General features: G+C 40.8%; 22 protein-coding genes. 14 read left to right on the top strand and 8 right to left on the bottom strand.

Going from position 1 to position 21,038, the window contains the following annotated elements; all coding sequences use genetic code 11:
* Positions 1 to 137 precede the first annotated feature (137 nt).
* The 7 genes from NSTC731_RS15445 to NSTC731_RS15415 all read left to right on the top strand — a co-directional run bounded on the left by NSTC731_RS15445 (position 138) and on the right by NSTC731_RS15415 (position 8,746).
* Positions 138 to 1,499 (top strand): hypothetical protein, encoded by a 1,362-nt coding sequence (locus tag NSTC731_RS15445; RefSeq protein WP_445631559.1) that lies wholly within the window; start codon positions 138 to 140, stop codon positions 1,497 to 1,499.
* A 298-nt stretch (positions 1,500 to 1,797) separates the two neighbouring features.
* Positions 1,798 to 2,544: a PspA/IM30 family protein gene (locus tag NSTC731_RS15440; protein ID WP_445631558.1), complete on the top strand. Its 747-nt coding sequence runs from the start codon at positions 1,798 to 1,800 to the stop codon at positions 2,542 to 2,544.
* 161 nt (positions 2,545 to 2,705) lie between these two features.
* On the top strand, positions 2,706 to 3,482 hold the full coding sequence (locus NSTC731_RS15435) for a PspA/IM30 family protein (protein WP_445631557.1): 777 nt from the start codon (positions 2,706 to 2,708) through the stop codon (positions 3,480 to 3,482).
* Positions 3,483 to 3,656: 174 nt separating this feature from the next.
* Positions 3,657 to 3,992 carry a thioredoxin family protein gene (locus tag NSTC731_RS15430; protein ID WP_322696316.1) on the top strand — a complete coding sequence of 112 codons (336 nt, stop codon included), beginning with the start codon at positions 3,657 to 3,659 and terminating at the stop codon, positions 3,990 to 3,992.
* A 195-nt stretch (positions 3,993 to 4,187) separates the two neighbouring features.
* On the top strand, positions 4,188 to 5,420 hold the full coding sequence (locus NSTC731_RS15425) for an LL-diaminopimelate aminotransferase (RefSeq protein WP_445631556.1): 1,233 nt from the start codon (positions 4,188 to 4,190) through the stop codon (positions 5,418 to 5,420).
* Between the two features lie 604 nt (positions 5,421 to 6,024).
* Positions 6,025 to 7,653 (top strand): NF038130 family PEP-CTERM protein, encoded by a 1,629-nt coding sequence (locus tag NSTC731_RS15420; RefSeq protein WP_445631555.1) that lies wholly within the window; start codon positions 6,025 to 6,027, stop codon positions 7,651 to 7,653.
* Positions 7,654 to 8,323: 670 nt separating this feature from the next.
* Positions 8,324 to 8,746: a response regulator gene (locus NSTC731_RS15415; protein WP_445631554.1), complete on the top strand. Its 423-nt coding sequence runs from the start codon at positions 8,324 to 8,326 to the stop codon at positions 8,744 to 8,746.
* Positions 8,747 to 8,767: 21 nt separating this feature from the next.
* Here the strand turns inward: NSTC731_RS15415 and NSTC731_RS15410 are convergent, their stop codons facing one another.
* Complete coding sequence (locus NSTC731_RS15410) at positions 8,768 to 8,947, bottom strand: hypothetical protein (protein WP_445631553.1); 180 nt, start codon at positions 8,945 to 8,947, stop codon at positions 8,768 to 8,770.
* A gap of 661 nt (positions 8,948 to 9,608) precedes the next feature.
* Here NSTC731_RS15410 and uvrC point away from each other — a divergent pair.
* Positions 9,609 to 11,486 (top strand): excinuclease ABC subunit UvrC, encoded by a 1,878-nt coding sequence (gene uvrC, locus NSTC731_RS15405; protein WP_445631552.1) that lies wholly within the window; start codon positions 9,609 to 9,611, stop codon positions 11,484 to 11,486.
* A gap of 1,092 nt (positions 11,487 to 12,578) precedes the next feature.
* Positions 12,579 to 12,758, top strand: coding sequence for a replication restart DNA helicase PriA (locus tag NSTC731_RS15400; RefSeq protein WP_322728673.1), 180 nt, complete (start codon positions 12,579 to 12,581; stop codon positions 12,756 to 12,758).
* 92 nt (positions 12,759 to 12,850) lie between these two features.
* Here the strand turns inward: NSTC731_RS15400 and NSTC731_RS15395 are convergent, their stop codons facing one another.
* From NSTC731_RS15395 to lgt, 6 genes are all read right to left on the bottom strand, one after another.
* The gene (locus NSTC731_RS15395) at positions 12,851 to 13,306 is read right to left on the bottom strand and encodes a hypothetical protein (RefSeq protein ID WP_445631551.1); all 456 of its coding nucleotides are present in this window, start codon (positions 13,304 to 13,306) and stop codon (positions 12,851 to 12,853) included.
* A gap of 485 nt (positions 13,307 to 13,791) precedes the next feature.
* Entirely contained in the window at positions 13,792 to 14,883 is a 1,092-nt protein-coding gene (gene rlmN, locus NSTC731_RS15390) for a 23S rRNA (adenine(2503)-C(2))-methyltransferase RlmN (RefSeq protein ID WP_445631550.1), read from the bottom strand.
* A 79-nt stretch (positions 14,884 to 14,962) separates the two neighbouring features.
* Positions 14,963 to 15,316 (bottom strand): phenylpyruvate tautomerase MIF-related protein, encoded by a 354-nt coding sequence (locus NSTC731_RS15385; RefSeq protein ID WP_445631549.1) that lies wholly within the window; start codon positions 15,314 to 15,316, stop codon positions 14,963 to 14,965.
* 84 nt (positions 15,317 to 15,400) lie between these two features.
* Positions 15,401 to 15,841 (bottom strand): hypothetical protein, encoded by a 441-nt coding sequence (locus NSTC731_RS15380; protein WP_445631548.1) that lies wholly within the window; start codon positions 15,839 to 15,841, stop codon positions 15,401 to 15,403.
* Between the two features lie 22 nt (positions 15,842 to 15,863).
* Entirely contained in the window at positions 15,864 to 16,622 is a 759-nt protein-coding gene (gene cobM, locus NSTC731_RS15375; protein WP_445632105.1) for a precorrin-4 C(11)-methyltransferase, read from the bottom strand.
* Positions 16,623 to 16,934: 312 nt separating this feature from the next.
* Positions 16,935 to 17,810, bottom strand: a complete 876-nt coding sequence (lgt, locus tag NSTC731_RS15370) for a prolipoprotein diacylglyceryl transferase (protein WP_445631547.1) — start codon at positions 17,808 to 17,810, stop codon at positions 16,935 to 16,937.
* 295 nt (positions 17,811 to 18,105) lie between these two features.
* On the opposite strand from lgt, the gene coaD reads away from it, so the two are divergent.
* The 3 genes from coaD to NSTC731_RS15355 all read left to right on the top strand — a co-directional run bounded on the left by coaD (position 18,106) and on the right by NSTC731_RS15355 (position 19,707).
* Entirely contained in the window at positions 18,106 to 18,657 is a 552-nt protein-coding gene (gene coaD / locus NSTC731_RS15365) for a pantetheine-phosphate adenylyltransferase (protein ID WP_445631546.1), read from the top strand.
* Positions 18,567 to 19,235 (top strand): DivIVA domain-containing protein, encoded by a 669-nt coding sequence (locus NSTC731_RS15360; RefSeq protein ID WP_322696300.1) that lies wholly within the window; start codon positions 18,567 to 18,569, stop codon positions 19,233 to 19,235. Before coaD ends, NSTC731_RS15360 begins: the two co-directional genes overlap by 91 nt.
* A gap of 145 nt (positions 19,236 to 19,380) precedes the next feature.
* A complete protein-coding gene (locus tag NSTC731_RS15355; RefSeq protein WP_445631545.1) occupies positions 19,381 to 19,707 on the top strand; it encodes a Ycf66 family protein in 327 nt (108 codons plus the stop codon).
* 101 nt (positions 19,708 to 19,808) lie between these two features.
* Here NSTC731_RS15355 and NSTC731_RS15350 read toward each other — a convergent pair whose 3' ends face one another.
* Positions 19,809 to 20,000, bottom strand: a complete 192-nt coding sequence (locus NSTC731_RS15350) for a DUF6887 family protein (RefSeq protein ID WP_445631544.1) — start codon at positions 19,998 to 20,000, stop codon at positions 19,809 to 19,811.
* A gap of 118 nt (positions 20,001 to 20,118) precedes the next feature.
* On the opposite strand from NSTC731_RS15350, the gene NSTC731_RS15345 reads away from it, so the two are divergent.
* Positions 20,119 to 20,457, top strand: a complete 339-nt coding sequence (locus NSTC731_RS15345; protein WP_445631543.1) for a hypothetical protein — start codon at positions 20,119 to 20,121, stop codon at positions 20,455 to 20,457.
* Entirely contained in the window at positions 20,445 to 20,984 is a 540-nt protein-coding gene (locus NSTC731_RS15340; protein ID WP_445631542.1) for an FG-GAP repeat domain-containing protein, read from the top strand. The genes NSTC731_RS15345 and NSTC731_RS15340 overlap by 13 nt, the downstream gene beginning before the upstream one ends.
* Positions 20,985 to 21,038 lie beyond the last annotated feature (54 nt).

Below are 21,038 nucleotides of genomic sequence, written 5' to 3'. Positions count from 1 at the left end.
TTTGTCTACCTTGTCTCTTCTCCATGCCCAATGCCCAATGCCCACTCTATCTATTTAAATAATTTCCGCTACTATTATCACAAAATATATCTATCTAAAAGTTGATTCCAGTAATCTACGTTTGAGGCAAAAAGGCAATGACTCAAAACTCCCTGAACGACTCCAGCACTCATCAATCGTCTAAAACACCTGGATTGAAACCAGTACTAGCAGCAGCACTAGCAAGTTTAGAGGTGCCACTAGATCAAGAGTTAGCTCGATACCGACGCACGCGAACTGGTTTGGTGTCATCTAAGCAGTCCCGTGTTGCAAGTTACATCAGCGGACAACCCCAACCGTTAAGTACCATTTCGACAATATTGGGCGCAACTCAGTCATCAGCAACGGAAATTAAAACCAACGTATCGCCTGTATCTGTACCCGTGAATCCTGAGATGAATCCAGCGCCAGCTACGGCAAAAATTGATGTTTCACCCGCATCTGTAGCTGTGAATCCTGAGATGAATCCAGCACCAACTACGGCAATTGAGGAACTGAATAATCTGAATGCGCCCTCTACCTCCAATGCAGCCAAAACACAAACTCAACTTCCACCACCCCCACCCAACTTTAATAGCAGTATCGTGCCAGCAATCGTTAAAAATACTAAAAGCGAAAATCACTTGCAGACAGATGATAGCCCCAAGCACCCAGATGACTATTTAGAGTCTAGTGAAGCACTGCTGCGAAGTCTGACAGAAGAACAACCAGAAACCACCAAGAAACCAAGCAATTCTAACGATAGTCTGCTATCACCTTTGGGTATTGGCTCCATGTTGCTGCTATTGGTAGCTAGTCTGATCTTGGGTTATGCAGTCTTCAATCCCAAAAGCTTGCCACAATGGAATTTAGGCAATTTATTTAACGGCAACTCCTCCCCCACACCAGAAAATACTGAGGAAGTTGGGAGTAATGTCCAACCTCAAATTCAGCCACCAAGCACATCTATACCCAAATATCCCAATCTAGCTACTGAAGAGTTTCCTGAAGTAAGAGATCCCAATGATGTAGTTGGCTTAAAACCCAAAGTCCAACCAACCCCCGCAGTAGTGCCTAATCCAGTTGTTCCCCAAAACCCCGCAAATCCTCAAGGGGCATTGTCTAACCCCAATACAGCCCAACCGACCAACCCGATCGCCTTAGCACCAGTACCGAGAATACAATCCTTGCCTCCTCTTTCTTTACCTTCCACTTCACCGACAAAAACCTCGCCCAAGCCAATCGCAACGTCACCAAAGCCAGATACAGAAATCAAACCAGGAACAGATGGGTTTTATCATGTAGTGATAGATAATAAAGGAGCAGCTTTTGCCTCAGCACGGCAAATAATTCCTGATGCTTATTTATCGCTTAACAAAGAATTGATTTATCTGGGTGCTTTTAAAACTAAAGAGCAAGTAAAACAACAGATGAAACTGTTAGAAGCGAAGGGAATCAAGGCACGAGTTCAGCAGCCATGAATTGCAAAAATCTACGATACCATGAGATAACAGTCCTGAGCCAATAAGTGCTGAGTAGGGAGTGCTGAGTGCTGAGTGGTAGCAGGTTTAGCCCATGCTGAGTGGTAGAGACAAAGAGACAAAATATTGTTTGTTTACGACCTCACAACAAAAAATATTATACTCAAAACTTTAATTAGGCACTCAGTACTCCATAACTCATAACTACCCTGTGACAAAAAAGAATAATTATACTCAGCACTCAGCACTCAGCACTCAGAACTCAGCACTCAGAACTGGATTTCGTTGGAGAGCCGATATGGAATTAATCAAGCGTATTCTGCGGGTGATTCGCGCTAATCTCAATAGTTTGATCGGTGGTGCAGAAGATCCAGAAAAGATTTTGGAGCAAGCTGTCCTGGAAATGCAGGAAAATCTGGTGCAGTTGCGGCAGGGTGTAGCACAAGCGATCGCTACCCAGAAACGCACCGAACGACAAGCAGCGGCCGCTCAGTCGCAAACGGAAGAATGGTATCGCCGCGCCCAATTAGCGCTGCAACAAGGCAATGAACCTCTAGCACGTGAAGCTTTGACTAAGCGCCAAGCCTATAAAGAAACTACTACAGCCCTCTGTTCGCAGATAGAGCAGCAAAACGAGATAGTTGCTAGGCTAAAAAAGGATATGCGATCGCTAGAGTTAAAAATTTCCGAGGCGAAAACTAAAAAAGATATGTATATTGCCCGCGCGCGTTCTGCTGAAGCGTCTTATCGCCTCCAAGAAATGCTCGGCGGAGTTTCTGCTAATAACAGTCTGAGTGCCTTTGAGCGTATGGAAGAAAAAGTTTCACAGATAGAAGCTCAATCAGAAGCCATAGCTCAACTTAGTAGCGACGACTTGGAAACACAATTTACTTCTTTAGAATCTAATGATGTAGATACCGAATTGGCAGCGATGAAGGTGCAGGTTTTCAAGCAGTCAGAAAACACACAGCACAAAATCCTAACTGAGGACCAAAAGACAGAGCAGCCTCCCCAACAGCAGTTACCCAAAACTCAGGATTCTTGAAGTTCGACTAATTACCCCAGTTTGGCATATCTTAACAATTAAGAGTTGTTAGGAGGTACTGATTCAAACTGGAAAGATTACATTGAAATAGGTAGCTATAAAAAAGTAAAAAAGCTAACTGTCCAACAAAGAGCGTAAATCACACAAGGAAAAACAAAGTTATGGGATTATTTGATCGCATTAAGCGAGTAGTTAGTTCTAACCTCAACGACCTGGTTAACAAAGCCGAAGACCCCGAAAAAATGCTAGAGCAAGCCATCCTGGAAATGCAGGAAGACTTGGTACAGCTGCGTCAGGGAGTAGCTCAAGCGATCGCCGCCCAAAAACGCAGTGAGAAACAGTACAATGATGCCCAAAATGAAATCAATAAGTGGCAACGCAATGCCCAACTAGCGCTGCAAAAAGGTGATGAGAATCTTGCACGACAAGCTCTAGAGCGTAAGAAAACTTATACTGACAGCAGCACATCTCTCAAAGCTAGTTTAGATACACAAAGCACTCAAGTTGATACCCTCAAGCGCAACTTAATCCAGCTGGAAAGCAAAATTTCTGAGGCTAAAACCAAGAAAGAAATGCTCAAAGCTAGAATCACCACTGCCAAAGCCCAAGAGCAACTCGAAGGCATGGTGCGTGGGATGAATACTAGTAGTGCAATGTCTGCCTTCGAGCGGATGGAAGAAAAAGTCTTGATGCAAGAAGCCCGGGCCCAGGCAGGGCAAGAGTTAGCAGGTGCCGATTTAGAAAGTCAATTTGCTAGATTGGAAGGTAGTAGCGATGTTGATGATGAATTGGCAGCTTTGAAAGCCCAGATGTTACCACCTGCCGCTCCCCAAAATCAAGCCCAACTGCCACCGCAACAACAAACCACTGCTCCTAAATCTAATGAGGTGGTTGATGCTGAGTTAGATTCCTTACGCAAGCAATTGGATCAACTGTAAAATTGACAGAAAACTTATTTGAGCTAGTCCCACACCTGTTGGCTGTGGGATTTTACGTCATTAGTCAATAGTTAACAATCCTAATAACTATAAATTATTAACTATGGACTATTGACAACTTTGGGATAAAGTATTGTGTGTGCCAACTTCGATCGCCACCTGATGGAGACTACAATGAGTAAGGCTGTAATCACCATAACCGATGCTGAGTTTGAAACCGAAGTGTTAAAAGCCGAGCAGCCTGTATTAGTTTATTTTTGGGCTTCCTGGTGTGGGCCTTGTCAATTGATGTCGCCCCTGATTAACTCAGCTGCTAGCAAATATAGCGATCGCCTCAAAGTCGTTAAAATGGAAATTGACCCCAACCCACTGACTGTTAAGCAGTATCAAGTGGAAGGTGTACCCGCCCTCAGATTATTTCAAGACCAAGAAGTTTTGATATCCACCGAGGGAGTCATCGGCAAAGAGAAATTACTTGCTCTCCTAGATACCCACTTAAATAGTAATTAGTCATTGGTCATTGGTCATTAGTCATTGGTCACTTGTACTGAGCGACTCGTGCCGAGCAAAGCCGAGGTAAGTCGAAGTATTGGTCATGGGTCACTTGTACTGAGCGTTCCCCTTGATGCAGCCTCTGGTAGAGAAGTATTGGTCATTTGACAAATGACAAAGGACAAATGACAAAGAACAAATGACAAAGGACAAATGACTAACATACAGTTTGCAAAACGTTTACAACCCCTAAAATCGAATGTATTTGCTGATATGGACAGAGCCAAGGCTGTCGCTTTGGCCGCTGGCCGAGAGGTAATTGATTTATCCTTGGGGTCTTCCGATTTACCAGCCGAGTCCCACGTTCTTGAGGCGATCGCCCAGTCTCTTGGCGATCGCACTACCCACGGTTATCTGTTGTTTAACGGTACCCTTGGATTTCGCGAAGCCGCGGCTAACTGGTACGAACAAAAATTTGGTATCAAAGTCGATCCTCAAACTGAGGTACTACCTCTAATTGGTTCTCAAGAAGGCACAGCCCATTTACCCCTAGCAATACTTAATCCAGGAGATTTTGCCCTGTTGCTCGATCCAGGTTATCCATCCCATGCAGGGGGAGTCTACCTAGCCAGCGGTCAAATCTACCCGATGCCACTACTGGCAGAAAATGGTTTTTTACCAGTTTTTGCTGATATTCCTGTCCCAGTTTTGGCGCAGTCGCGGATGATGGTATTAAGTTATCCTCATAATCCCACCGCTGCGATCGCACCTTTATCTTTCTTCCAAGAAGCTGTCGCCTTCTGTCAACAACACAATCTCGTGTTGGTTCACGATTTTCCCTACGTAGATTTGGTATTTGGGGAAACTGGGGAGTGGAGCAATTCTTTTCCCAATTCAAAATCCAAAATCCAAAATCCAAAATCCCTAGTCCCTTCAATTCTGCAAGCCGATCCAGAAAAAAGCGTCTCGATTGAATTTTTCACCCTTTCCAAGTCCTACAATATGGGCGGCTTCCGCATTGGCTATGCCATCGGTAATGCTCAGTTAATTAACGCCTTACGCCAGGTAAAAGCCGCCGTTGATTTTAATCAGTATCGGGGAATTTTGAATGGTGCGATCGCTGCCTTAACTGGCCCTCAATCTGGCGTAAAATCTGCTGTTATCACCTTCCAGAGGCGGCGTGATGCTTTCATCAATGCTTTACACCGTATTGGCTGGAATGTTCCTACTCCCGAAGCCACAATGTACATCTGGGCAAAATTGCCCTCACCTTGGAGTGAAAACTCCGTAGAATTTTGTACCCAGCTAGTCAAACAAACTGGTATAGCAGTTTCTCCAGGTGCTGGCTTTGGCAAATCTGGAGAAGGGTATGTCCGTTTTGCTTTGGTGCATGAGCCACCTTTGTTAGAAATTGCTGTAGAAAGAATGGCTGAGTTTCTTCATTAAATTTCTTCTCAAGCTGAACGCCAAGGATTTTTGGCGCCAAAGTCTATCAATGGAACACGCGGTAGGATACACATTTGTGCATTGGTGTCAACTTAAAGTAAAAGTTAGGTTTAGCAAACGTTCTAGAGTTGCCCTTATCCCCTAACTTCTTCTTTCAATTTGCGAGAAGGGGAGCTGGAGAATTTCCTCCCCCGTTCCAAATAAGGAGAATATCTGAGGGTGAGGGCAAAACTCATACAGTCAGGAGATTTCAGCTTTAGTTGGCATTAATGCACATTTGTACATCCGTACTAATCACCGTATTGTACTGATCTGAAAAAGATTGTACGATATTTTTTGTAACTATGTATATTCATAAAAAATACGTAATTAAACGTATAAAACTATCAAAACATTCTTGATCTTTTTATTGATAATCAGCGTTAACTTTACCCAATCAGGTCTCCTCGTTTCTTAAACTGGGTTTGTACGCTTAGATACTAAAGACGGCTAACAATGCAGGTAAGCATCTGTATAGCTAAAAAACCTGTGGTCAAGAAAGCCCAAGCCTAAAAACGACAGTAGTTTAAAACTTAACTTCCAAACTGACAGAGACTTGAAAACAATGAAAACGACTTTTCAGACACTTGTAATTGGTGCCTCAATGGCTATTGGTATGAGCGCTCTTGCTACTGCCCCAGCACACGCTACATCTTTTAGCTTCGATAATAATGGAGAAATTAACACTTACACTGGTGGCTCAAATGGTACCTTCATTAAAGGGAATGCCCAAGGTGGTACTAAAGCTGCGATCAAAGCTTTGACAGATAACGACTCCAGTTCTAACGTTGAGCTTTGGTATAGTAGCGAAACCCCAGGTTCTAATGTTGGCTTCACCGCCACAAAAGGAAACTACAGTGCTACCGTTAGTAGTGTCACTGCTAATGACTGGAATAGTTTTGGTTCGCAATGGCTAGGCGATTTATTGAGTAGCTACACGCCATTTCAATCAGTTTGGAATGGATTTTCAGCCGACAGCAAATCACTAGTAACTAGTTATTTTCCTTCCTTGGGAATGGGAGATCCTAACATTGGTGGTTTCCAATTCGGTCAAAATGGCGGGGTGGAACTGAAGTTAGTTGGTCACTTGGATGTAAAGACTAAACTTGCAACAACTATTTCTACTAAGGTTGATGAAAAGTGGAATGCAATTAAATCACAGTTTCCTCAACAAACGACTTCACCAACCCTTTCACAAGTTGAAAGTTTAATTCCACAGCTACAAACACAACTGAATGCAATTCCCGGACAGATTACTACACTGCAAACAAAACTGGATGCAATTCCCGGACAGATTACTACACTGCAAACACAACTGGACAAAATTCCCGGACAGACTACCACACTGCAAACACAACTAGACAAAATTCCCGGACAGATTGCACCACTACAAACACAACTGGACACAACTGCCGGACAAATTGCACCACTGCAAAAACAACTAGACACAACTGTCGGACAAATTGCATCACTACAAACACAACTGAACACAACTGTTGGACAAATTGCATCACTGCAAACACAGCTGAACGCAATTCCTAACACTCCAGCCAATGCAGGAACAAGGCAAACACTGACGAGTCAAATCACTTCACTAAATACCACCAAAACTCAACTGACGAGTCAAATCACTTCACTAAATACCACCAAAACTCAACTGACGAATCAAATCACTCCACTAAATACCACCAAAACTCAACTGACGAGTCAAATCACTTCACTAAATACCACCAAAACTCAACTGACGAGTCAAATCACTTCACTAAATACTACCAAAACTCAACTGACGGGTCAAATCACTTCACTAAATACCACTAAAACTCAACTGACGGGTCAAATTAGTGACTTAAATACTTTCAAAAATCAGCTACCAGGTCAAATCTCTCAACTCACATCATTTAAAGATGTACTGACTCTGCAAGCTGCATTAAATGCATATCAAGGTGAAATTGCGGCTAGTGAAATTGCTAAGGTCGTTACTGGCGGTCAAACTTACTATGCCTATAGCTTTAACCCCACTGCATCCGGTATTACTGCTTCTGATGATGGTGTATCCTATAGTGCAATTTACACTTGGTCAACACCTAAGTATGTCTCTCCATCTTCAGTACCAGAACCCTCAGTAGTATTTGGTATTTTAGGTGTTGCTGGTATCTTTGTTACACAACGCAAGTTAAAAAAAGTATCTGGTTGAAACTCCGGTTTGCATTCCAAAAAATAAGTAAGGGAGCTGTTAGCTCCCTTTTTTGATGAATAATTCCTTGCAGCTATAATAAATTTAGTCTTCTAGGTTATACTATTTCTAAAAATACTTGCAACAAATGAATCGGTTGCAAAATTCTACATCTGTATACCCCTAGCAAGTTAACTTGTTTATAATATGGATTTTGCACAACAATAGTATTGCTTACCCTCACGGCTTCAAGAAGGGCTATTACCATAATATTAGTACCAGTATTACTTAAGTAGTTTTACTCATAAAATTTAGGCAAGTAAATTTGTAAAAACAGAAGTTAACTTAATACTCTAGATTATAAAAAATTAGTAAAAAAAAGATTAATTTTTGATTTAATTACATTTAATAATACTATCATTTTAGTATTGTATATGACTCGTGTTTGATTTTTGAAAAAAACTCAGTACACTTTTATTCCTTCTTCGCTGTTCCCCGTTCCCTCCCTACGCAAATAATTTCAGGAATCAAAGCGGATTCCTATAGTGCAGCTAAATTTGATTGATTTATATTTTGGATTTAAATCGTATAAGTACAATTTCTATTTGTTTCACTCTTTAAATGCACTACTGTTTTAGTTTATGGTAATAATTACTAGCTTTTAATTAAGATAATCAGATAATAGGTAGCAATGACAGTACAATTACTCAATATAAATCAGCCATTGCAGTCACACAAAGTTAGACGAATTTTACTAGTTGAAGACCATTACCTTAATCGGATGTTGCTTAGTGACTATCTAAGTTACTGTGGTTATGAAGTCCAAAGTTTATCAGAAGGTTCTGCTTTTTTCTCAACCATAGAGAAATTCGAGCCTGATTTAATGTTATTGGACTTGAAATTGCCAGATATTGACGGTTATTCACTCTTAAAACAAGTCCAGCAAAAACCTGATTTGTCAAAAATACCTATCATTGTGGTTTCAGCCTTTGCTTTTAAAGCAGATCAAGAACTAGCTCTGAGTTTGGGTGCATGTAGCTATTTTGTCAAACCTTTAAAACTCAAGGATCTCATCCTTGCAATTGAAGAACAGTTTTCTTGTCGCCACAGATAAACTTTTTTGCTAATTGTGTGTTTATTCCGCTTTTTGTTCGGCAATAAACTCTTCAACGCACTCGCTAAGACTTTGTACAGAACTGCCAATTGTTGAGATTTTATGTTGTACTTGCGCTAATAACAAAACTGCTGTTTGCAGTTCATTAAGAGTTTCAGCCATAGCCTCACGATACTGGATTTCAAAGTCTTGTAAATTCATAATTTAGCTCTTGTATGAAATCATCATAATAAATATTTTTCAATCATAATCGTAAAATTAACTGACTAAATCCGTTAATTCGCTTAATATTATAAATTCAATAAATAAACATAAATATTATCAATAAATAAAAATTTTATGTGATATTTATACAAGCAATATACAAACATATTATTGATGAATAAAAAACTGAAGTCAATATAGAAATACGAGCATCTAATCTAAACTATAAAGTTTCAAATAATAAAGTACGATCGATTTAAAAATATTAATTATAAATTCAAAAAGCAAAGTTTTTATTCTGACAGTAGCAGCCAATGGCTAAGGCCGCAGCTAGACAAACTCTCGTCCGCTCCAAAGTTATACTGCTTGCAGTAAGTTTTTTGGCAAGTGAGCCTCTACCTTGGAAGCCAAAGAAGTGACTACAACAGACTTTTCTTTATGCGGGCTAAAAGCCTACCTGGCTTGAGAGTGATGAGTAAAGAGTGCTGAATGCTGAGTTAGGGGTTATTATTCTCCCACAGTCCCCAGCCCCTTTTTCATCTGTTCTGGTAGATGCCACTCATGACTACTACTTTATATTTACTTGATAAATAATTTATTAAATCGGCACAAAAAAATAATTTTTCTTAAAATAGAGAAAGATTACCTAATTTTGGTTGTGACAATATCTACTCAAATATTACCACTGGTTAAAGAGCCAGAACGACTAGAAAACCGTCTAGCCGAAATTCCACCGGAACCGGGGGTTTATTTCATGCGGGACAAGAGCGATCGCATTATATATATAGGTAAATCACGTAAATTGCGATCGCGTGTCCGTTCCTATTTCCGGGATGGCTACAACAAGACTGAACGGATCGCCACGATGGTCAAGTTAGTGACAGAAATTGAATTCATCGTCACTGATACTGAAGCTGAAGCTTTAGCGTTAGAAGCCAATTTGATCAAGCAGCACCAGCCATACTTTAACGTGTTGCTCAAAGATGATAAAAAATATCCCTATCTCTGCATTACTTGGTCAGAAGATTATCCGCGAATTTTTATTACCCGTAAACGCCAATTCGGTAAAGAAAAGGATAAATTTTACGGACCTTATACTGATGCTGGTTTATTGCGAGAAATTGTCCGCATCTGCAAGCGTATTTTTCCACAACGACAACGACCTCAACCACTTTTTAAAGACCGCCCTTGCTTGAATTTTGATTTAGGGCGTTGTCCAGGTGTTTGTCAACAGATGATTTCACCAGAAGAATATCGCAAAATTGTCCAAAAAATAGCGATGGTTTTTCAAGGTCGAACCCAGGAATTGATTGATATTTTGACCCAACAGATGAACGCAGCCGCTGAGAACTTGAATTTTGAGTCAGCAGCGCGGATTCGCGATCAAATTTCTGGGTTAAAGTCGCTGACAGCTGATCAGAAAGTTTCCTTACCAGATGATACTGTTTCGCGGGATGCGATCGCACTAGCAGCTGACGAACAGCACGCCTGCATTCAACTATTCCAGATTCGCGCTGGGCAATTGGTAGGACGTTTAGCCTTTGTGGCGGATGCTCACGCAGAACCAGGAGCTATTTTACAACGAGCTTTAGAGGAACATTACCAAACTGCTGATTCCGTAGAAATCCCTTTAGAGATTTTGGTACAGCATGATTTACCAGATACGGAAATATTGGCAGATGTCTTAACTCAACGTAAAGGCAAAAAAGTCACAATATTGACTCCTTTGCGCCAAACTAAAGCAGAATTAATTGAGATGGTAGAGCGAAATGCTCAGTATGAATTGCAAAGAATGCAGAAATTTGGCGATCGCCATCACCAAGCAATGCAAGATTTAGCCACCATTCTCGATTTACCAGATGTACCCCACCGCATTGAAGGTTATGACATTTCCCATATTCAAGGGTCAAATGCTGTAGCTTCGCAAGTTGTGTTTATCGACGGATTACCCGCAAAACAGCACTATCGTCACTACAAAATTAAAAACCCCACGGTGACAGCAGGACACTCAGATGATTTTGCCAGTCTTGCTGAAGTCATCCAGCGGCGGTTCCGTAAATATGGGGAAGATCAGCAATTACAACGTTTGGGTAATCCTGACTGGCCTGATTTAATCATGATTGATGGTGGTAAAGGTCAGTTATCATCAGTTGTTGCCGTTTTGCAAGAGATGAATTTATTAGAAGACTTGCGAGTTGTAAGTTTAGCAAAGCAGCGAGAAGAGATTTTTTTACCAGGAGAATCTAAACCCTTGACGACTGATGCAGAACAACCTGGGGTTCAGTTGTTGCGGCGGCTGCGGGATGAAGCGCATCGGTTTGCAGTGAGTTTCCATCGTCAACAGCGCAGTGATAAATTGAAGCGATCGCGTTTAGATGAAATTCCTGGCTTAGGACATCATCGACAAAAGCAGCTACTAGGGCATTTTCGCTCAGTTGACTATATTCGGCAAGCGACAACCCCGCAACTTGCCGAGGTTCCAGGAATCGGGCCGCGTTTGGCTCAAGAAATTTACGACTATTTTCATCCTGCTTGAGGAGATTAGTAGTTTGTCAAATTTCAATTGATGTATGAATAAACAAGTTTGTAGTAAGGACTTTAGCCCTTACTACAAACCTTTCAAACTAGCTTGACAAAGTATTAGTTCCACTCTCGCAGAGGATTCTGTTAAGGTTGTCTGCGAGAATTTAAGATGTGTAAATACCGTAAATTTACGGTATTTCGTAACTATGATAATTTTGATTAAATTTTCATACCAGAATTTCACCTCATAAATAGACCTCTTGCAAAAATCCTTGAATCACCCCTCTCCAACCCTCCTTTCAAGGGCAGGCTTTTAGGCTTTCGATAAATAGTTGAGAATGTTCTCAATTATTGAACGTAGTTTTAAGTTCTCAGACAATGGTTTTGGTTTTAAAATCCCAAAAATTTGTCTAATCAAAAAAACCTGCCCCAGAAAGCTCCAACCCTCCCCGTATGTATTGGGGAGGGGCAAGATTTTAAGTTTCCGCCAATATATCGGGGGGATTAAGGCTTTCAAGGGCAGGCTTTTAGGCTTTCGATAAATAGTTGAGAATGTTCTCAATTATTGAACGTAGTTTTAAGTTCTCAGACAATGGTTTTGGTTTTAAAATTCCAAAAATTTGTCTAATCAAAAAAACCTGCCCCAGAAAGGGGGATTAAGGGGGGTCTATTCGACTTATGCAAGAGGTCTAATCTTGCTAGCAAATATTAACTAATCCTTAAGATAAATATTTTGTTACTAAATATACAGTATTTTCTGTAGTTTAATTTTTGAATACAAGAACGGCTTTTTTTTGCATCTGCCCAAGATGACTATAAATAAGCCTCTCTCAAGGCATTCGTCATAGGGATCAGTAAATCTCTAAGCAGTATCTAATTTAAAGATAATTTATGTATCTAAAGTAAGAGGGTAAAATCACTTAAATTATAGGATAATATACAAAGATATCAAAAAGGATATCGAAAACTTTTTCAAATCTGAAATTTTGTTTAAAATAATTAGCCAATATTAAAGTCGTTTGTTAAGTTGGTTCAAACCAAAATCATTGCTACTTTAACTGGCAGTTCTCTCCAATAAAAAATACTTACAACCAGGGGTTTTAAAATGCAGACAGTACAAAAGATTTACTGCCCAAATTGCGGCTGCCAAGCAGAACGTTATTATATTACTGATAGTCAATTAACTCGAACACAATGCTCTAGTTGTGACTACTTGATGATTAGTTGCACTCGCACTGGCAAAGTAATTGAGGCTTATGCACCAGGAATTTATGCACAGCGCTAGATAATAAAAATTAAAAATTAGAGAATGTTTTCTCTAATTTCTAATAATAAAGTTACTTGTCAAAAATTTTAAAGACTTTACAGATTATTCTGTTATCTGAGTTGTTGCTGTCGGATCTGTTCTTGTAACCTAAATTGTTGCTGTTGTCTAATTTGTTGATCTTGTCTAAGTTGTTGCTGTTGTATTCTTAGTTGTTGCTGTCGTGAAAAGTCTTGCTGTTGTAGTCTTGTTTCTTCCTGTTGTAGTCTCAATTGTTGCTGGCGGAAGATTTCTTGCTGTTGTCGTGTAAATTCTTGCTGTTGTATTGTCTGTTGTTGTTGTAGTTGTTGTGGCTGTTGAAAATTTTGTCGTAGCCATATTTCATTCATTCGTTCTTGTGTTTGCTGATTTTGCCGATCCTGTTGTTGTCTGACTCTTTCTTGAAGTGAATCTTGCGTCTGGGGATTCGTCCGAATTATTTGGGCATTAACAGGAGAATTAATCGATAAAGCTTTGGCAAGCACAATCAATGGTAGCCATACTTTAACCAACGATAAGCGATTCAACATACAATTATTTCCTCAATTGTTATAAGTTAGGTTGAGCGATCGCTAAACCCTTAAAATGTCAACAAAATTTCCCTATACATCAATATAGGGGCTTGCAATAGTTAACTGAAGCTAATGTCTTATTTAGCGTTATGGGCTTACGCGATACTTACGGCTGACTACGCCAACATTCTTCAGTCGGCGACGTGTTCTAAATATTAGTGCGTTGGGAATAGCTTTCTAAATCAAGGTTATATCCAGTGCATTCTCTTGATTTTTCATAAAACTCTTGCTTATTAGATATTCATTAGATATTCATTTTAATTAAATTATACATTTAAATTTTTTACATGGTTTGCCGGATTACCGTAAATCTACCTGCGGTGGGTAAGTTAACAAAGGGATCTCAAGCGGTTTTACGCCATAGATAAACAGAGATGTATCTGAAGACATATCTCTGTTTATCTGCGGTTTGATATTCATTCATAGAATAGACTGCAACAAGTTTAATTTTTACTTGCTCTCAATTGTCCGCAAGCAGCATCGGCTTCTAAACCACGGGAATAACGGACACTAACAGCAGTATTTTGTTGCTTAAGGACGTTGACAAATGCTTGAATGCGATCGCGATTAGGGCGTTTGTAGTCTACTTCTTGGATAGGATTGTAAGGAATCAAATTCACATGACTTTGGAATCCTCGCAGGCATTTTGAAAGTTCTAATGCGTGTTCTGGTAAATCGTTAACACCAGCCAGGAGAATATATTCAAAGGTAACGCGGCGGCCAGTGATTTCTACATATTCTCGACATTCAGCCAGTAAATCTTCCAGAGGATAGGCACGGGCGCTAGGGACGAGTTTTTCTCGTAGTGCTTGATTGGGGGCGTGGAGACTTACAGCCAAAGTGATTTGCAAATTATTTTGTGCGAACTGACGGATGCGATCGCGAATACCCACTGTGGAAACTGTAAGCGATCGCTGCCCAATACCGATATCTTGATTGAGACATTTCAAAGCTGCTAAAACATTCTCAGTATTCAACAACGGTTCGCCCAGTCCCATAAACACCACATTGCTAACCCGTTGCTGAAAATCTTCTTGCACAGTTAACACCTGATCGATAATTTCATGCCGTGCTAGGTTGCGTTTGTAGCCTCCCTTACCAGTGGCGCAGAAATCACACGCCATTGGGCAACCCACCTGAGTAGAGACGCAAACTGTCAAACGGGCTTTTGGGCCTTCTCCTCTTTCTGCAAAGGTGGGGATACCTACAGTTTCAATAATCTGCCCGTCTGTTAATCGTAAAAGATATTTCACTGTACCATCGGGAGCCTCAGAGCGGTAATGTAAAATTGAGCGCCCAATTGGAACTTCTGCCACTTCTTGCCGCCATTGCTTGGAAAATACAGAAATATCAGCTAGCGATCGCACCCCTTTGTCGTAGATCCATTCATGCAGCTGCTTTCCTCTGTAAGCAGGTTGTCCTTGTTGCTGCACCCAAGTAGTTAACTCTGCCAGAGAAGCACCTAGAAGGGGAGGGATTAATTCTGATTTTTCTGAGTTGAAGTCAACCTGAGATACAAGAGGCGTAGCAGACATAAAAAAATCAAGAGTTGATGTAGGATCTCTATCCTACACCTGCTAGATAAAGTTAGCCTTGACCAAAGAAGACGGTAAATTAGCCAAAAGTTGTGCCGTTCCAGCCCCACATTGCCCCTTTAGCGTCTGCAAACTCTATATAAATGCGATTTTTCGGCACACCTAGAGTTTGGTTAATCTGCTGGCAAAAGTCTTGACTCATTGCTGCCGTTTGCTCTGGCTTCATCGTGCCAATACTCTTAATTTCAATGTAGCAAACTGGGTCTGTATTTCCTGCAAAAGTCATAGGAACTTCTGGCTCAAAAGCAGTCATTACATAAGATTCTGGTTTTCCCAAATGTTTCGCCAACTTGGCTGATAGGTTTAAAAGCATCGACTCAATTTCAGCTTTTTGAGGAGCAGATGCAGAAGTTTGCACTTTAATTAATGGCATAGTACCAAATTGGAATTTTGGATTTTATTACACTCTTAAGCTTATCTAAAAGCAGAGTACAGTTTAATATTCTAAAAGTTTTTGCTAATAAAAATTTAAGGGTATTTTTTCCCTAGTTGCAGCTTTTTTCATACTACTGCCAATAACGTTAACCTTAAAGGTTATACCTGACTTTCTAGGCAACCATCCTATTTGCATAGCTTGTTTTATCCATAACGCTACGTCTTTTGGTGTAACTGCGGTTATTTCATACCTCCGCTCAATTCTCCAAACCCGAACCTCTCCTGATGCATCTTGAAGTTGTATTGGCACGAGATTGCTATTAATAAGGCTGTACCCTTGTGGATGAAGCGTATCAGTAATAATCACTAATACTGAGCCAGGCTCAGTAGCGTGTTCTACGGCAACATGGAGATGTCCATCAGCATAGTCTGCTTGAGAGTTAGTAGCTTGTCTTCGGATTAGCCAGATGAATGGTTCTCCATCAATTATTATTTTTCTTGTACCTTTTTTCGGTATTGACATCTCTGTTGCTATATTTTTTGGACTATTCTGAGCGAAATAGGTGACTATGTTCGGGATGATATAAACGCGATCGCCCTTTTGTTGTCGAGAGGGCTGGACTAATTATATAAAGTGTTGTGCGAATTAGTTTTTCTTGATGAGTACATTCAGCCATTTGATTCAAAGGGACAACCTTGATTTTTTCATCAGGCCAGCCGATGCGAAAGCAAATCGCAATTAGGGTTTCGGCTGGATAGTGTTCGAGTAGTTTAGCTTGGGCATTTTCGACGTGACGCGCACTTAAATACAAGCAGAGGCTAGCCTGATGTGCTGCAAGAGTGGCTAATTCTTCAGCGATGGGGACTTCTGTACGTCCGCTGATGCGTGTCAAGATAATGGTTTGAACTAAACCAGGGACAGTCAGTTCTACTTTGAGTTTGGCAGCAGCAGCTTGAAAGGCACTAATACCAGGTATGACTTCAAAAGGAATATTTGCCTCTCTTAGGAGGTGCATTTGCTCGTGGATGGCGCTGTAGAGACTAGGATCGCCAGAATGGAGACGGACGAGAGATTTGTGTTGCGATCGCACTCTATCGAGAGTAATCGCCAAAATTTCTTCTAAAGTCTGATTCGCAGTCCTAATTATCTCGGCATCTTTTCGGCAAAGTTCTAAAATTTGTTCGGGTACTAAAGAATCAGCAAATAAAATTACATCAGCAACAGCCAGTAATTTCTGTGCCTTCACGGTTAATAAATCAGGATCTCCAGGTCCAGCACCGACAATATACACAGATGGTTCTATACCATATAGTGTTTTTTTATCACTCCCATTTTCTGTATATTCACTTTTAAAAGAACACACGGCAATCCCTCAAAAAATCTTTTTGATATTTTCTCAGTATCTTTCCGGATTTACCCTCTTTCCCTAGTAGAGAGTAATGGTAGATGCACCCTGGTTAAGCCCTAGAGAATACTCTGGGGCATTTTTTATTTTTTAGTCATTGGGAATTGAGCACTTGTACTGAGCGACTCGTACCGAGCGGAGCCGAGGTAAGCCGAAGTATTGGGCATAGGGCATAGTTATTCTTCTTGTCCCCTTGTCCCCTTGTCCCTCTCATGCCCCCCTCTCCCCATTTCCCTTAGCAGTAGGAACTACATCGGGTAAAGGGCGTTTGAGTAAGTAAAGCCAAGCTAATCCAACTAATCCCAATAGAATTCCTAGACTACTGACTACTTGCGCCATCCGTAATGGTCCCAGCATCAAGCTATCAGTGCGAAAGCCTTCAATCCATAAGCGTCCTAAGCTGTAGGCTGGCCAGTAAATGAGAAACAGTGTGCCTACCTTCAGACGTGGCTTACCAGATAAAGACCGGAAAAACAACGTTATTAGCAGCGTAAACACCATTAAATCCCATAGAGATTCGTAGAGGAAGGTGGGATGAAAGTAATCGAAACTAGCATATTCTAAAGGACGATGGTCTGGTGGAATATAGAGCTTCCAGGGTAAATCAGTCGGATCGCCAAAAGCTTCAGAATTAAAAAAATTGCCCCAACGTCCGATCGCTTGCCCTAAAATCAGCGAAGGTGCTACTAAATCTGCCAATTGCCAGAAAGAAACCTGCTTGATTTTGGCAAAGATTAACGCAGCCACAACGCCACCAAGAATCGCTCCATGAATGGCAATACCGCCTTCCCAGATCGCAAAAATTTTTCCTGGAGTTGGGGCATATTTTGACCACTCAAAAAAAACGTAATATAGCCGTGCGCCAGGAATTGCCCCAATCAACAACCAAAAGAACAAATCGCCTAGCAACTCAGGATTAACATTGCGGCGCTTTGCCAAATTCTGGGAAAGGATGACGCCAATTAAAACTGCTGTGGCAATCAACAAGCCGTACCAACGAATACTTAGTGGCCCTATTTTCACCAGAATCGGTCCTGGAGAAGTAAATTGAAACGCCAAGGGCAAAGTGGGAAAATCCAGTGCCATGAAAAATTACCTAGAAAAGTTCGTTAACTACCCGCGCACTTTGCTAAGTACGGAGTTTCTTGTGTCTCGAATACTGTAACTACACTTAAATCTTCCACAATATTGTGGGGACGTAGGTAAAAATCCAGTATTCATATTTAGGAGTCTAGTTCCTAACGCTTAGTTGAGCATAACTTGTGCCACTAAAACAATTGGGTTTACCATCCTTACTGAGAGCGCAAGATGGTAGATTTGAGTAAGTTACACAAAATAGTTTCGATATAATCACCTAAACAACTTTGATATATTTAAAATTGTGATTGCTATTTATCCTGGTAGCTTCGACCCCATTACCTTGGGACACCTCGATCTCATCGGGCGCGGTAGTCGGCTGTTTGAGCGGGTGATTGTCGCCGTACTACGGAACCCTAACAAAATGCCACTTTTTAGTGTGGAGCAACGGCTAAATCAAATCCGTCTTTCTACAGAACATCTACCTAATGTAAAAGTAGACAGCTTTGATGGTCTTACCGTCAATTATGCTCAAATGCAACAAGCACAAGTTTTGATCCGGGGTTTACGGGCTGTGTCAGATTTTGAAGTGGAACTGCAAATGGCTCACACCAATAAAACTCTTTCTACCCAAATAGAAACAGTTTTTCTCGCAACCTCAAATGAGTATAGTTTTTTAAGTAGTAGTGTGGTAAAAGAGATTGCAAGGTTTGGTGGCTCTATCGATCATCTCGTTCCCCCACACATTGCCCTAGATATATACCAATGCTACAATCAGAAATCTCCAATGTTGAACCCAATCTCAACGGAAGCAATCCCCCCTCTCAAGAATATCTCGGTGGAGAGGGAAGCATAGATATTCAGCAGGAACTCAACCGCCTAGAGGAAATGGTTCTCTCTAGTCTCAGAATTCCGCTGACGGGACGCACACTCATAGATGAAGAAAAGCTGCTAGATCAGCTTGATTACATTCGGCTGGCTTTACCATCACTTTTTCAAGAAGCAGCAGCAGTTCTCGACCAAAAGGACGAAATTCTGCTAGAAGCGGAAGAGTATGGACAGCAGGTTGTTGAGGCTGCACAAGCCAAAAGAGCGCAAATTTTAGCTGAAAGCGATATTATTCACCAGGCTGAACAGGAAGCTGAACGACTGCGGCGACAAGTGCAACAAGAGTGTGAGGGAATAATGCAAGAAACCCTCGCCGAGATTGACCGCAAGCGGTATGCTTGTCAGCAAGAGTTAGAGCTGATGCGACAAAATGCGATCGCTCATGCTCAAGAAATTGAAGATGGTGCTGATGCTTATGCCGATGGCATTTTGGGAAATATCGAGCAGGATCTCAAACAGATGTTGCAAGTTATCACTAACGGTCGGCAACAATTGCAAATTGATAACCTCACTCAGCGCAATTCACCTCCTGGCAAAAAAAGATAGAGGTTCTAATAAGAGATGAGGAAAAATTATCAGTTGGGTTTCGCTATTGCTTAACCCAACAATTTTCATGAAGGAATAATTTTAGGGAATCTACCTACTAATAAATTTAAAATTTTAGCTTGTAATTAAGCAGGATTTTTAATAAATGCTTACTTTTGCGCAAGTGAATTTTGGATTAAATATAGCTGGTTTAATTGTAATTATTTATTTGCTTTGGGCAATTATTTACTTAATTTTAACATTAGTTTGGCTATCCCAACGTGTAACCAGGCTTAGAGGTTGGGCTTTAGCCCTTTACATTATCCAACTTATATTTACGCCAATTATAATGTTGTTAAGTGGAGTAATCTTGTATTATCAAGGTTGGCGTTTAGATCCAGTTCTTCAATTTGAGCAATTTTTATTATTGCTATTAATTCTTTACCTGAGCATCAAAGATATTGTAATTAATGCAGTTTACAGAGATAGATAGTTTTAATATTGGGAGAATCTCATTAATATTTGTGTTTAAAACTCAGAAAAATGGGTACTGGATACTAGAAAAATTACTTAATCCCCAGTCCCCAGTATCCTTCACTGCGATCGTGATTGGTTAATTCGCTTTTGCAATTCGGCTTCAATTTCTTCATCTGTGCTGCAAAAGACTTTTGGACGTTGCTCTAATTTATCCATGAGAATGTGGAAGGCTTCTACATCTTTGGGATGGTAGCGAACCCAGTCCCGCAACTCTTCATCAGTCATCGCCTGGTAGTTAGAATCTGTCATGGAAATGTTACTGTGTAAAAGTTTGTAAATGATTTGCGTAGTTCCTGAACCTAAGACAGAATACTGAGATGCAAGTGGTTTTACTACTTGCCAGATTGTTCATTAAAGGAGCATTATCATGAGTACTTTCGGTTCGGTGTTTGTAGGTCTGAACAATAATTTTACTGTCAAAGATGGTGCATGGACTAGCTTTGACAAATATCCACGTCAGCTTGGTGATGTTAACGGCGATGGTCGTGATGATATTGTCGGTTTTGGAAATGATAATGTCTTGGTCTCTTTAGGTCAAAGCGATGGCACTTTTGGTTCGGTGTTTGTAGGTTTGAACAATAATTTTACTGTCAAAGATGGCGCATGGACTAGCTTTGACAATATCCACGTCAGCTTGGTGATGTTAACGGCGATGGTCGTGATGATATTGTCGGTTTTGGAAATGATAATGTCTTGGTCTCTTTAGGTCAAAGCGATGGCACTTTCGGTTCGGTGTTTGCAGGTCTGAACAATAATTTTACTGTCAAAGATGGCGCATGGACTAGCTTTGACAAATATCCACGTCAGCTTGGTGATGTTAACGGCGATGGTCGTGATGATATTGTCGGTTTTGGAAATGATAATGTCTTGGTCTCTTTAGGTCAAAGCGATGGCACTTTCGGTTCGGTGTTTGTAGGTCTGAACAATAATTTTACTGTCAAAGATGGCGCATGGACTAGCTTTGACAAATATCCACGTCAGCTTGGTGATGTTAACGGCGATGGTCGTGATGATATTGTCGGTTTTGGAAATGATAATGTCTTGGTCTCTTTAGGTCAAAGCGATGGCACTTTCGGTTCGGTGTTTGCAGGTCTGAACAATAATTTTACTGTCAAAGATGGCGCATGGACTAGCTTTGACAAATATCCACGTCAGCTTGGTGATGTTAACGGCGATAGCCACAATGATATTGTCGGTTTTGGAAATACTGATGTCTACGCCGCTCTAGGTTAATAGGATCACCCTTCTCACAAGTAATAGTTTGTTTGTCATTGGCTCCAATGTCAC

Source organism: Nostoc sp. DSM 114167 (assembly GCF_052692655.1).
This window is presented reverse-complemented; position numbering and strand designations above follow the sequence as displayed.

Bases quoted from the DNA above. Each gene is read 5' to 3' on its own strand.
- NSTC731_RS15385 (WP_445631549.1), bottom strand. From the start codon at position 15,316: ATGCCATTAATTAAAGTGCAAACTTCTGCATCTGCTCCTCAAAAAGCT.
- NSTC731_RS15415 (WP_445631554.1), top strand. From the start codon at position 8,324: ATGACAGTACAATTACTCAATATAAATCAGCCATTGCAGTCACACAAA.
- NSTC731_RS15380 (WP_445631548.1), bottom strand. From the start codon at position 15,841: ATGTCAATACCGAAAAAAGGTACAAGAAAAATAATAATTGATGGAGAA.
- NSTC731_RS15410 (WP_445631553.1), bottom strand. From the start codon at position 8,947: ATGAATTTACAAGACTTTGAAATCCAGTATCGTGAGGCTATGGCTGAA.
- NSTC731_RS15395 (WP_445631551.1), bottom strand. From the start codon at position 13,306: ATGTTGAATCGCTTATCGTTGGTTAAAGTATGGCTACCATTGATTGTG.
- NSTC731_RS15440 (WP_445631558.1), top strand. From the start codon at position 1,798: ATGGAATTAATCAAGCGTATTCTGCGGGTGATTCGCGCTAATCTCAAT.
- NSTC731_RS15425 (WP_445631556.1), top strand. From the start codon at position 4,188: ATGACTAACATACAGTTTGCAAAACGTTTACAACCCCTAAAATCGAAT.
- NSTC731_RS15355 (WP_445631545.1), top strand. From the start codon at position 19,381: ATGCTTACTTTTGCGCAAGTGAATTTTGGATTAAATATAGCTGGTTTA.
- NSTC731_RS15360 (WP_322696300.1), top strand. From the start codon at position 18,567: ATGCTACAATCAGAAATCTCCAATGTTGAACCCAATCTCAACGGAAGC.
- NSTC731_RS15400 (WP_322728673.1), top strand. From the start codon at position 12,579: ATGCAGACAGTACAAAAGATTTACTGCCCAAATTGCGGCTGCCAAGCA.
- NSTC731_RS15350 (WP_445631544.1), bottom strand. From the start codon at position 20,000: ATGACAGATTCTAACTACCAGGCGATGACTGATGAAGAGTTGCGGGAC.
- NSTC731_RS15445 (WP_445631559.1), top strand. From the start codon at position 138: ATGACTCAAAACTCCCTGAACGACTCCAGCACTCATCAATCGTCTAAA.
- NSTC731_RS15430 (WP_322696316.1), top strand. From the start codon at position 3,657: ATGAGTAAGGCTGTAATCACCATAACCGATGCTGAGTTTGAAACCGAA.
- NSTC731_RS15420 (WP_445631555.1), top strand. From the start codon at position 6,025: ATGAAAACGACTTTTCAGACACTTGTAATTGGTGCCTCAATGGCTATT.
- NSTC731_RS15345 (WP_445631543.1), top strand. From the start codon at position 20,119: ATGAGTACTTTCGGTTCGGTGTTTGTAGGTCTGAACAATAATTTTACT.
- lgt (WP_445631547.1), bottom strand. From the start codon at position 17,810: ATGGCACTGGATTTTCCCACTTTGCCCTTGGCGTTTCAATTTACTTCT.
- rlmN (WP_445631550.1), bottom strand. From the start codon at position 14,883: ATGTCTGCTACGCCTCTTGTATCTCAGGTTGACTTCAACTCAGAAAAA.
- NSTC731_RS15435 (WP_445631557.1), top strand. From the start codon at position 2,706: ATGGGATTATTTGATCGCATTAAGCGAGTAGTTAGTTCTAACCTCAAC.